This is a genomic window from Luteimonas fraxinea (assembly GCF_021233355.1).
GTDB lineage: Bacteria > Pseudomonadota > Gammaproteobacteria > Xanthomonadales > Xanthomonadaceae > Luteimonas > Luteimonas fraxinea.
Window position 1 is genome coordinate 818902 of the sequence record NZ_CP089507.1, and the last position, 12095, is coordinate 830996.

9 protein-coding genes and 1 pseudogene are annotated in these 12095 nt (G+C 67.4%); 4 read left to right on the plus strand and 6 right to left on the minus strand.

The window, feature by feature from the left end; genetic code table 11:
• The first annotated feature begins 9 nt into the window (after nucleotides 1-9).
• The 3 genes from LU699_RS03535 to LU699_RS03545 all read left to right on the plus strand — a co-directional run bounded on the left by LU699_RS03535 (nucleotide 10) and on the right by LU699_RS03545 (nucleotide 3595).
• Entirely contained in the window at nucleotides 10-2055 is a 2046-nt protein-coding gene (locus tag LU699_RS03535; protein WP_232580485.1) for an NADPH-dependent 2,4-dienoyl-CoA reductase, read from the plus strand.
• Between the two features lie 372 nt (nucleotides 2056-2427).
• The gene (locus LU699_RS03540; protein WP_232134491.1) at nucleotides 2428-2907 is read left to right on the plus strand and encodes a cell wall hydrolase; all 480 of its coding nucleotides are present in this window, start codon (nucleotides 2428-2430) and stop codon (nucleotides 2905-2907) included.
• 73 nt (nucleotides 2908-2980) lie between these two features.
• A complete protein-coding gene (locus LU699_RS03545) occupies nucleotides 2981-3595 on the plus strand; it encodes a glutathione S-transferase family protein (RefSeq protein ID WP_232134490.1) in 615 nt (204 codons plus the stop codon).
• Nucleotides 3596-3661: 66 nt separating this feature from the next.
• Here LU699_RS03545 and LU699_RS03550 read toward each other — a convergent pair whose 3' ends face one another.
• The 6 genes and pseudogenes from LU699_RS03550 to prpB all read right to left on the minus strand — a co-directional run bounded on the left by LU699_RS03550 (nucleotide 3662) and on the right by prpB (nucleotide 10770).
• The gene (locus LU699_RS03550) at nucleotides 3662-4177 is read right to left on the minus strand and encodes a hypothetical protein (protein ID WP_232134489.1); all 516 of its coding nucleotides are present in this window, start codon (nucleotides 4175-4177) and stop codon (nucleotides 3662-3664) included.
• 150 nt (nucleotides 4178-4327) lie between these two features.
• Nucleotides 4328-5524 (minus strand): 2-methylaconitate cis-trans isomerase PrpF, encoded by a 1197-nt coding sequence (gene prpF, locus LU699_RS03555; protein WP_232134777.1) that lies wholly within the window; start codon nucleotides 5522-5524, stop codon nucleotides 4328-4330.
• Between the two features lie 90 nt (nucleotides 5525-5614).
• A pseudogene (locus LU699_RS03560) lies at nucleotides 5615-5923 on the minus strand (endonuclease domain-containing protein); the annotation flags it as partial.
• Nucleotides 5924-5967: 44 nt separating this feature from the next.
• Nucleotides 5968-8565: a Fe/S-dependent 2-methylisocitrate dehydratase AcnD gene (acnD, locus tag LU699_RS03565; RefSeq protein ID WP_232134488.1), complete on the minus strand. Its 2598-nt coding sequence runs from the start codon at nucleotides 8563-8565 to the stop codon at nucleotides 5968-5970.
• A 105-nt stretch (nucleotides 8566-8670) separates the two neighbouring features.
• Entirely contained in the window at nucleotides 8671-9831 is a 1161-nt protein-coding gene (gene prpC, locus LU699_RS03570; protein WP_232134487.1) for a bifunctional 2-methylcitrate synthase/citrate synthase, read from the minus strand.
• Between the two features lie 51 nt (nucleotides 9832-9882).
• Nucleotides 9883-10770, minus strand: a complete 888-nt coding sequence (prpB, locus tag LU699_RS03575) for a methylisocitrate lyase (RefSeq protein ID WP_232580486.1) — start codon at nucleotides 10768-10770, stop codon at nucleotides 9883-9885.
• A 104-nt stretch (nucleotides 10771-10874) separates the two neighbouring features.
• On the opposite strand from prpB, the gene LU699_RS03580 reads away from it, so the two are divergent.
• Nucleotides 10875-12092 (plus strand): citrate synthase family protein, encoded by a 1218-nt coding sequence (locus tag LU699_RS03580; RefSeq protein WP_232134485.1) that lies wholly within the window; start codon nucleotides 10875-10877, stop codon nucleotides 12090-12092.
• Nucleotides 12093-12095: the final 3 nt, after the last annotated feature.

Below are 12095 nucleotides of genomic sequence, written 5' to 3' on the forward strand. Positions count from 1 at the left end.
ATCCTGATCATGACGCCAGCCTCCGGCCAGCCCGTCGCCGCTTCCTATCCGCATCTGCTGGCGCCGCTCGATCTGGGCTTCACCACCTTGCGCAACCGCGTGCTGATGGGCTCGATGCACACCGGCCTCGAAGATCGCGCGGCGGATTTCCCCAAGCTTGCGCGCTATTTCGCCGAGCGCGCAGAGGGCGGCGTCGGCCTGATCGTCACCGGCGGCTTCTCGCCCGATATCGCCGGCTGGCTCAAACCCTTCGGCGGCAAGCTGTCGTGGCGCTGGGAAACGCGCCGGCACCGGCAGGTCACCGACGCCGTGCACGGCCACGACGCGAAGATCTGCCTGCAGCTGCTGCACGCCGGCCGCTACGGCTATCACCCGCTGCAGGTCGCGCCGAGCCGGATCAAGGCGCCGATCAACCCATTCACCCCGCGGGCGCTGTCGGCGCGCGGCGTCGAACGCACGATCGACGCCTACGCGCATGCCGCCAAGCTCGCCCGCGAGGCCGGCTACGACGGCGTCGAAGTGATGGGTAGCGAGGGCTATCTGATCAACCAGTTCCTCAGCCGGCGCACCAATGCACGCGCCGACGCCTGGGGCGGCGACACCGCGCAACGCATGCGCTTCGCGACCGAGATCGTGCGCCGCGTGCGCGCAGCGGCGGGCGACGATTTCATCATCGTCTACCGCCTGTCGATGCTGGAACTGGTGCCGGACGGCTCGGCCTGGGACGACATCGTGCAGCAGGCGCGCGCGGTCGAAGCGGCCGGCGCGACGTTGATCAACACCGGCATCGGCTGGCACGAGGCGCGCGTGCCGACGATCGCCACCTCGGTGCCGCGCGCCGCGTTCGCCGGCGTCACCGCCAAGCTGCGCCCGCACGTGACGCTGCCGCTGATCGCGACCAACCGCATCAACATGCCCGACGTCGCCGAACGCATCCTCAGCCGAGGCGATGCCGACATGGTGTCGATGGCGCGGCCGCTGCTGGCCGATCCGCAGTGGGTCGCCAAGGCGCGCGCCGGCACACCCGAGCGCATCAATACCTGCATCGCCTGCAACCAGGCCTGCCTGGACCACGTGTTCGCGAACCGTACTGCGAGCTGCCTGGTCAATCCGCGTGCCTGTGCGGAAACCGAACTCAACTATTTCCCTGCAGCGACGCCGCTGCGTGTCGCCGTGGTCGGCGCCGGTCCGGCAGGCCTGGCGTGCGCGACCGTCGCCGCGCAACGCGGGCACGCAGTGACGCTGTTCGATGCAGCGGCCGACATCGGCGGCCAGTTCAACCTCGCCCGGCGTATCCCGGGCAAGGAAGAGTTCGACGAGACACTGCGCTACTTCCGCACACGGCTGAAAGAGACCGGCGTCGACGTGCGCCTGTCGACCCCCGTCGCGGCTGCGGATCTCACCGAATTCGACGCCGTGGTGCTGGCGACCGGCGTGGTGCCGCGCGCGGTCGACTTTCCCGGCCGCGACCATCCCAAGGTGGTCGGCTATGTGGATGTCATCGAAGGCCGCGTCGTGCCGGGCGCGCGCGTGGCGATCATCGGCGCCGGCGGCATCGGTTTCGACGTTGGCGAGTTTCTGGTCGAGCATGCCGGCCAGTCGCCGAGCCTCGATACCGGCACCTGGATGCGCGAGTGGGGCATCGACCCGACCTTTGAACAGCCCGGCGGCCTGGTGCCTGCCGCGCCTGCGCCGCCCGCAAGACAACTGTGGCTGCTGCAGCGCAGCCCCGGCCGCCCGGGTGCGCGGCTCGGCAAGACCACCGGCTGGATCCATCGCAGCACGCTCAAGGCCAAGGGCGTGACGATGCTGGGCGGTGTCGAATATCTCGGCGTCGATGATGCCGGCCTGCGCATCCGCGTCGATGGCGCAGAGCAGATGCTGGACGTCGATCACATCGTGATCTGCGCCGGCCAGGAGCCGCGTCGCGACCTGTTCGACGCCCTGCAGGCGAGCGGCACGGTCGTGCATCTGGTCGGTGGCGCCGACGTGGCCGCAGAACTCGATGCCAAGCGCGCGATCGCGCAGGCGAGTCATCTGGCCGCCCATCTCTGAAGAAAACGTCGTCCTGTTCAGGTTCCGGATTCGACGACCGGGCGATGGGCTTGAGCGCCACGCGACCGCGATAAACCTGAATAGGCACTGCGAGATCGTCGGCCCAGCCACACAAATCCCCCCCGCGCCAGTGCCCCGCATTCACGTTTGATTCGAAAAACCGGGGCTACCGTGCCGTCACTTCGTTCCGCCACCTTCGGCGGCACACCGGCCCGACCCGCCTTCTGCGGACTTCGGTGCCCGGGCGATCAAGCGCACCACAGAGTCCGCCGCCCTCCCCAATACGCCATGCCGGTTCCTGCAGTTGCCTGCGTTCTTCTCAAGAGGAGGACGGCGACGTGCGGCCCGGCGCAACGCAGAAAGGAGTCGTTGATGAAACTTGAATGGGTGATGTGGCTGGCCTCCGTGCTGCCGCCCCCCGCCGCCGATTCGCTCTGTCTGAGCACGACGGTGTATCTGGAAGCCCGAGACCAGTCCGTCCGTGGACAGGAAGCCGTCGCCGAGGTGGCCCTGCGCCGCCAGGAGAGCGGTCTGTGGGGTGAGTCGATGTGCGAAGTGGTCACCGCGCGCAAGCAGTTCGCGCCGACGATCCTGTCGCCGAACACCAAGCTCGCCAACACCAATGCCTGGACCCGCGCGGTCAGCGTGGCGCTGGAGTCGGAACGCAACTGGTCGCTGCCGCCCGAGCAGCGCCGTCAGGTCGTGCCCGGCGCAAGCCACTTCATGGCCCACGCGATTGCCGCGCCGGCCTGGCGCAGTGCGCACCAGGTGGCGACGATCGGTGATCACACCTTCCTGCGCGTGCAGTCGCTGCGCCCGGCGCGTCCGACGACCGACAGCGAACGCGGCTGACCGCCCGCGTCGCCGGCTTCCCCGGCCGCGACGCCCGGCGCATGATGGCGGCCCGTACAACCCTGGGACCGCCATGCGCATCCTCCATACCAAGCCCGGCGCCTGTTCGCTGGCCGACCACATCGTGCTGCAGTGGATCGGCGCCCCGTTCGAAGCGCGCGTCGTCGACGCGACGCAGATGAAGGAACCCGCGTTCCTCGCACTCAATCCCGCCGGCGCGGTGCCGGTGCTGGTCGAAGGCGACTGGGTGCTGACCCAGAACGCCGCGATCCTCAACTATCTGGCCGACAGCCATCCCGACGCGCAGCTCGGTGGCGACGGTTCACCGCAGGGACGCGCCGAGGTCAACCGCTGGCTCGCGTTGCTCAATGCCGACCTGCATCCGTCGTTCCATCCGCTGTTCGGCAGCACCAAATATCTGGAAGACGCGGATGTCGTGGATCGCACGCGCAAGCACGCGATGCAGAAGATCCGCGGCCTGTATGAGCGCATCGACGCACAGCTCGCCGGCCGCGACTACCTCACCGGTACGCGTTCGATTGCCGATCCGTATCTGTTCGTCACCCTGCAGTGGGCAAAGCGCCTGAAGCTCGATCTGGGCGGGCTCGACAACCTGCACGCCTTCGACGCGCGCATGCTTGCCGACGACGGCGTCCGCGCGGCGATGACTACCGAAGGGTTGATCTGATCGATCCGTCGAACTGGCGCGTCGCATCATGCGGCGCGCCGGTTCGATGTGCTGCGGCGGGCTTGCTTACGCAGCGCCTGCGCCGGTGTCCGCCGCGGCGCGTATGCCTGCAATGATCTCCGCGGCCACGCGCGCATCGCGCGCCTTGGTGAGCGCCGTCTGCAGCATCGGCAACAGGGCTTCGAGCGCGGCCGCATCGTCGGCGCGTTCCAGCTTGAGCTGGGTGAGATATCCGCCGACGAGCCCGAGATGCGCGCGTGTCGCATCGTTCATCAGTGCGTAAAGAATCAGGTGGCGTTGCGCATCACTGTCGCTGCGCCCTTCGTGGATCGAAGCTGCGGCATTGGCTGGATGCACGGCGCCTACGCCCGATGCAGTGACCAGCCCGAGCGCCGCCAGTTGTTCGAGTGCATCCGCCGGCGCATGCAGCCGGCGCGCGATGGCATCGAGTTCCAGCGCGCCGCGTTGACCGTCGACGAGTAACAGCAGCGAGCGCAATGCAGCCGGCAGGCGCTGCGCACGCGTTTCGATTTCCGCCCGACCCGCGTCGGTCTTCGCGGGTATCGCGATCGCGATCTCCATCGCTTCGTCCCCTTCCACTGACGGCGTTGCCGTCCCCCGCATGGACCCTTGCACGCGGGGAGGCCCGGAACCAGTCAGACCAAGGTCGAAACCGCGACGCGCGACACGTTCGCGATGAAGGGCCGTCGATGGAGTTGCGTCGCTGCGGGATCAGCCCAGCGTGTCGCCGGGCACGCGGATCGCACCTTCCATCAGCACGCGCGCCGAGCGCGACATGATCGCCTTCGACACGGTCCACTGTCCGTCGACCTCGACCGCCTCCGCGCCGACACGCAGCGCCCCCGAGGGATGACCGAAGCGCACCGAGCTACGTGCACCGCCGCCTGCGGCCAGATTCACCAGCGTGCCGGGAATTGCTGCTGCCGTGCCGATCGCAACCGCCGCCGTGCCCATCATCGCGTGGTGCAGCTTGCCCATCGACAGCGCGCGCACCAGCAGATCAATGTCGCCGGCCGCGATCGCCTTGCCGCTCGACACCACGTGATCCTGCGGCGGCGCGACGAATGCGACCTTCGGCGTGTGCTGGCGCTTCGACGCATCCGACACATCTTTGATCAACCCCATGCGCACCGCGCCATGTGCGCGGATCGTCTCGAACATCGCGAGCGCTTTCGCGTCGCCGTTGATCGCGTCCTGCAACTCGGTGCCGGTGCAACCGATCGAAGCGGCGTCGACGAAGATCGTCGGAATGCCGGCATTGATCAGCGTTGCGCGCAGCGTACCGACGCCTAGCACTTCGAGATCGTCGACGAGATGGCCGGTGGGGAACATCGCACCGCCGCCATCGCCCTCGCCCTCGTCGGCGGGATCGACGAACTCCAGCACGATCTCCGCCGCCGGAAATGTCACGCCATCAAGCTCGAAATCGCCGGTTTCCTGCACCTGCCCGTCCGCAACCGGCACGTGCACGATGATGGTCTTGCCGATGTTCGCCTGCCACACGCGCACCGCGACGGTGCCGTCGCGCGGAATCCGCGCCGCATCGATGAAGCCGTTGGCGATCGCGAACGGACCGACCGCGGTACTGAGGTTGCCGCAGTTGCCGCTCCAGTCGACGAACGCGGTGTCGATCGACACCTGGCCGTAGAGATAGTCGACATCGTGATCCGGCACCGATGCCGGCCCGATGATCACGCACTTGCTGGTGGACGAGGTCGCGCCGCCCATGCCGTCGGTGTGTTTGGCGTAGGGATCGGGCGAGCCGATCACGCGCATCAGCAATTCGTCGCGCGCGGAACCGGGCACCTGCGCGGCGGCGGGCAGGTCTTCGAGGCGGAAGAACACGCCTTTCGAAGTGCCACCGCGCATGTAGGTGGCGGGGATGCGGAGTTGGGGGGCGTAGGTCATGACAGTCACTTGCTCTGTTTTGGCTTGTCTCCCCTCTCCCCTTGCGGGAGAGGGGTCGGGGGAGAGGGGTGCTTCCCGCAACGCATTCCAGATTGCTTCAAGCACCGCTTCCGTGCGCTGCAGGATGTCGTGATTCCAGAAGCGCAGCACGCGGAAGCCTTGCTGCCTCAGCCACGCATCGCGTGCGACGTCCTGTGGTGAATCGAGATGCTGCCCGCCATCGGCCTCCACGATCACACGCGCATCGAAATGCACGAAGTCGACGATGTACGGACCGATTGGCTGCTGGCGGCGGAACTTCTGTCCATCGAAGCGGTGGGCGCGGAGATGACGCCAGAGCACGTGCTCGGCGTCGGTCATGCTTCGACGCAGGTGTTTGGCGAATGTGCGTTGATCCATTCCCCTCTCCCCAACCCCTCTCCCGCAGGGGGAGAGGGGCTAGATCATGCGGCTTTGGACGACTCCAGAAAATCCTGCGCGAACCGCTGCAGCACACCACCGGCTTCATAGATCGAGACTTCTTCCGCGGTGTCGAGTCGGCAGATCACCGGCACCGACAGTTGCGTGCCGTCATGGCGGTGGATCACCAGCGTGAGCATCGCGCGGGGGGTTCGGTCGCCTGTGACGTCGAAGGTTTCGGTGCCGTCGATGCCGAGCGTCAGGCGGGTCACGCCGGGCTGGAACTCCAGCGGCAGCACGCCCATGCCGATCAGGTTGGTGCGGTGGATGCGCTCGAAGCCTTCGGCGACGATCGCTTCCACGCCCGCCAGACGCACGCCCTTGGCCGCCCAGTCACGCGAGCTGCCCTGGCCGTAGTCAGCGCCGGCGATGATCACCAGCGGCTGCTTGCGGTCCATGTAGGTCTCGATCGCTTCCCACATACGCACGACCTGGCCTTCCGGTTCGATACGCGCCAGCGAGCCCTGACGCACCGTGCCGTCGACAATCGCCATCTCGTTGACGAGCTTCGGATTGGCGAACGTGGCGCGCTGCGCGGTCAGATGATCGCCGCGATGGGTCGCGTAGGAATTGAAGTCCTCTTCCGGCACGCCCATCTTCGCGAGGTACTCGCCGGCCGCGCTGTCGGCCATGATCGCGTTCGACGGCGACAGGTGATCGGTGGTGATGTTGTCGCCGAGCACCGCGAGCGGGCGCATACCGGTCAGCGTGCGCGCGCCGGCCAGCGCACCTTCCCAGTACGGCGGACGGCGGATGTAGGTGCTCATCTCGCGCCAGTCGTACAACGGCGCAACGCGCTCGCCGGTATCGACGTGGAGCTTGAACATCGGGCCGTAGACGGCGCGGAACTGCTCCGGTTTCACGCTGGCCTTGACCACCGCGTCGATCTCTTCGTCCGACGGCCAGAGATCCTTGAGCGTGACCGCGTTGCCGTCATGGTCGATGCCGAGCACGTCCTTCTCGATGTCGAAGCGTACGGTGCCGGCGATCGCATACGCGATGACCAGCGGCGGCGACGCGAGGAAGGCCTGCTTGGCGTAGGGGTGGATGCGGCCATCGAAATTTCGGTTGCCGCTGAGCACGGCGGTCGCGTACAGGTCGCGGTCGACGATCTCCTGCTGGATCGCGGGATCCAGCGCGCCGCTCATGCCGTTGCAGGTGGTGCACGCGAAAGCAACGATGCCGAAACCGAGTTGCTCGAGATCCGGAAGCAGGCCGCTTTCTTCGAGATACAGCTGCACGGCCTTGGACCCCGGCGCGAGCGAACTCTTGACCCACGGCTTGCGCGTCAGGCCGCGCGCGTTCGCGTTGCGGGCCAGCAGCGCGGCGGCGATGACGTTGCGCGGGTTCGAGGTGTTCGTGCAGCTGGTGATCGCGGCGATGATCACCGCGCCGTCGGGCATGGTGCCGTCGGTCGGCATCTCCCATGCGCCGGCGATGCCGCTGGCGGCGAGATCGCTGGTCGCCACGCGCTTGTGCGGGTTCGACGGGCCGGCCATGTTGCGCACTACGCTCGACAGGTCGAAGTGCAGCGTGCGCACGTACTCGGCGCCGACCAGCGCATCGGCCCACAAGCCGGCGGCCTTCGCATAGGTTTCGACCAGCGCGACCTGGGTGTCTTCGCGACCGGTCAGGCGCAGGTAGTCGAGCGTGTTGTCGTCGATGAAGAACATCGCCGCGGTCGCGCCGTACTCGGGCGCCATGTTGGAGATCGTCGCGCGATCGCCGACCGACAGCGCAGCCGCTCCGGGTCCACGGAATTCCAGATACGCGCCGACCACCTTCGACTTGCGCAGGAACTCGGTCAGCGCCAGTACGACGTCGGTCGCGGTGATGCCCGGGCCGGGACGCCCTGCCAGTTCGACGCCGACGATCTCCGGCGTGCGCATCCACGACGCGCGGCCGAGCATGACGTTCTCGGCTTCGAGGCCACCGACGCCGACTGCGATCACGCCCAGCGCATCGACGTGCGGCGTGTGGCTGTCGGTGCCGACGCAGGTATCCGGAAACGCGACGCCGTCCTGCACGTAGACCACCGGCGACATCTTCTCCAGATTGATCTGGTGCATGATCCCGTTGCCCGGCGGAATCACCTCGACGTTGTGGAACGCGAGTTTGGTCCAGTCGATGAAGTGGAAACGGTCGGCGTTGCGACGGTCTTCGATCGTCCGGTTCTTCGCGAATGCATCCGGGTCATAGCCGCCGCATTCCACCGCCAGCGAGTGATCGACGATCAGCTGCACCGGCACGACCGGATTGACCTTCGCCGGATCGCCGCCCTGGTCGGCGATCGCATCGCGCAGACCGGCGAGATCGACCAGCGCGGTCTGGCCGAGGATGTCGTGACAGACCACGCGTGCCGGATACCACGGAAAGTCGATGTCCTGTCGCAGTTCGATCAGCTGCCGCAGCGCATCGTCGAGCTGCGCGGGCTCGCAGCGCCGCACCAGATTCTCGGCATGCACGCGCGCGGTGTAGGACATGCGGTCGTACGCGCCGGGCGCGAGGGCTTCAACGGCGGCGCGCGCGTCGAACCAGTCGAGCTTCGTGCCGGGAAGGGGTTTGCGGTGCTGGCTGTTCATGGCTGGCTGTCTGAAAAAAGAGAGTGTCTAACGCTCGTCATTCCCGCGCAGGCGGGAATGACGGACCGTGGGTCCCGCGTGTGCGGGGACCAATGCAGGACGGCGTTACTTGCGCTCGGCGATCGGCACGAACGCCTGGTCCTCTGGACCTGTGTAGTGCGCGCTCGGGCGGATGATCTTGCCGTCGATGCGCTGCTCGATGACATGCGCACTCCAGCCGGCGGTGCGTGCGATGACGAACAGCGGCGTGAACATCGCCGTCGGCACGCCCATCATGTGATAGCTCACCGCGCTGAACCAGTCGAGGTTCGGGAACATCTTCTTGATGTCCCACATCACCGTCTCCAGGCGCTCGGCGATGTCGTACATCTTGCGGCTGCCCGCCTCGTCCGACAGTTCCTTCGAGACCTGCTTGATCACCTCGTTGCGCGGATCGCTGACGGTGTAGACCGGATGGCCGAAGCCGATGATCACTTCCTTCTTCTCCACGCGCGCCTTGATGTCGGCTTCCGCTTCGTCCGGCGTGTCGTAGCGCTTCTGCACTTCGAACGCGACTTCGTTCGCGCCGCCGTGCTTGGGGCCGCGCAGCGCGCCGATGCCGCCGGTGATCGCGCTGTGCATGTCGCTGCCGGTGCCGGCGATGACGCGACAGGCGAAGGTCGATGCGTTGAACTCGTGCTCCGCGTAGAGGATCAGCGAGGTGTGCATCGCCTTGACCCAGGAGTCGCGCGGTTCGTGGCCGTGCAGCAGATGCAGGAAGTGTCCGCCGATCGAATCGTCATCGGTCTCGACGTCGATCGCGCGACCGTTGTGGCTCCAGTGGTACCAGTACAGCAGCATCGAACCCAGGCAGGCCATCAGCTTGTCGGCGATGTCGCGCGCGCCCGGATGGTTGTGGTCGTCCTTCTCCGGCTGCACGCAGCCGAGCACCGACACGCCGGTACGCATGACGTCCATCGGATGCGCCGACGGCGGCAGTTCTTCCAGCGCGGCCTTGACCGCCGCCGGAATGCCGCGCAGGGACTTCAGCTTGGCCTTGTAGCCGCGCAGTTCCGCTTCGGTCGGCAGCTTGCCGTGGACCAGCAGATAGGCGATTTCCTCGAACTCGCTGGTGCGCGCGAGATCGAGAATGTCGTAGCCGCGGTAGTGCAGATCGTTGCCGCTGCGGCCGACGGTGCACAGCGCGGTATTGCCGGCGGCCGTGCCGCTCAGCGCGACGGATTTCTTCGGCTTGAAGCCGGGGGCGGTGGTGGCGGTGTCGCTCATCTGGAATCTCCGTTGGATGCCCGCGGGCACGGATGAAAGATCGGGAGTCGTTTACTGCTTGTTGGACGCGAACAGCGCGTCGAGGCGCTGTTCGAACGCGTGATAACCGATGCGCTCGTAGAGTTCCTCGCGGGTCTGCATCGCGTCGACGACGGCCTGCTGCGAACCGTCGCGGCGCACCGCGGTGTACACCGCTTCGGCGGCCTTGTTCGCGGCGCGGAACGCCGACAGCGGGAACAGCTGGATCGCGACGCCCGCAGACGCCAGCTCGTCGCGCGTAAACAGCGGCGTGGCACCGAACTCGGTGATGTTGGCGAGCACCGGCACCTTGACCGCATCGACGAAGCGGCGATAGGTGTCGAGGTCGTAGGCGGCCTCGGCGAAGATGCCGTCGGCGCCGGCTTCGACGCAGGCGATGGCGCGTTCGATCGCGGCGTCGACGCCGTCGACCTGGATCGCATCGGTGCGCGCGGTCAGGAAGAAATCTGGATCGGTCTTCGCATCGGCCGCAGCCTTGACCCGGTCGACCATCTCGCCCTGCGACACGATCTCCTTGCCCGGACGATGCCCGCAGCGCTTGGCGCCGACCTGGTCTTCGATATGGCACGCCGCTGCGCCGGCCTTGATCAGCGACTTTACGGTGCGCTCGATGTTGAACGCGCTCGCGCCGAAGCCGGTGTCGATGTCGACCAGCAGCGGCAGGTCGCAGACATCGGTGATGCGGCGCACGTCGATCAGCACGTCTTCGAGCGTGTTGATGCCCAGATCCGGCAGACCCAGCGAGCCCGCGGCGACGCCACCGCCCGACAGATAGATCGCCTGGAAGCCGGCGCGCTTGGCCAGCAGCGCGTGGTTGGCGTTGATCGCGCCGATCACCTGCAACGGCGATTCGGCGGCGAGCGCGGCGCGGAATTTCGCGCCTGCGGAAAGCGTGGTCATGGATCCGACTCCGGAGCTGCGGTGTACCGCGATGGCGTGCAATCTGGCACCATCCGAATGGTTGATCAATCTTGATCGAATCAATCAATACATCGGGATTCACTGTGAATGCGAACGATGGCGACCTGATGTCCGCCGCCGAGGCCTGCGCCGCGCTCGGCATCAGCACCGCAACGCTCTACGCCTACGTCAGCCGCGGGCTGCTGGAATCGCGACCCGGCGCCGACCATCGCAGCCGCGTCTATCTGCGACAGGATGTCGAACGCCTGACCCAGCGCAAGCGCGCAGGCCGCGGCGCGGCGCGCGGGGCGGCGCAGAGTCTCGACCGCGGCCTGCCGGTGATGGAAACGCGGATCTCGCTGATCCGGCCCGACAGTCCGTATTACCGCGGACGTTCCGCGGTCGCGATGGTCCGCAGCGGCGCCACGCTCGAAGACACCGCGCGGCTTTTGTGGGATTGCGGCGATGCCGATCCCTTCGACGCCGCGACCGGCGACTGGCCCGCGCGCGTCGCCGCGATTGCCGGCGATGCCAGCTTGCCGCCGATCGAGCGCGCGATGGCCGCAATCCCCTTGCTCGCACCGGATCTGCGGCATTCGCTGAGCGCCGCGCCAGCGGCCAAGCGCGGCGTCGCGGCGACGTTGCTGCGCCAGAACGCGGCGCTGCTGATCGCAGGCTCACCGGATGCGCGCCCTGTCCACGTCCTGCTCGCCGATGCTTGGCGTCCGGGCGATGCAGCATTCGCCGATCTCGTGCGCGCGGCGCTGGTGCTGTGTGCGGATCACGAACTCAACGTGTCGGCCTTCGCCGCACGCGTGGTCGCGTCCACCGGCGCGCACCTGCACGCGACGGTCTGCGCAGGCCTCGCGGCGCTGTCCGGGCCACGCCATGGCGGCGCGACCGCGCGTGCGCACGCGCTGATTCGCGAGGCCTGCGATGCACCCTCGCCTGCCACTTTCGTGGCCGAGCGCTGGCAGCGCGGCGACGATCTGCCCGGCTTCCACCACGTGCTGTATCCCGACGGCGATCCGCGGGCCGCAGAAGTGCTGGCGATGCTGCGCGCCCGTCATGCGGGCGATGCACGCATGCAGCAGGTCGAAGCCGTGCTCAATTCCGCGGCCGAGACCAGCGGCCGCCATCCCAACATCGACGGCATGCTCGCGGCGATCTGTTTCGTGCACGGGCTTCCCGCCACGCCGGCGCTCTGCATGTTCGCCGCCGGCCGGCTCGCAGGATGGCTGGCGCACGCGCTGGAGCAGCAGGAACTCGGCATGCTGATCCGCCCGCGCGCGCATTACACTGGGGTTGCGCCGGCGGACTGAAGG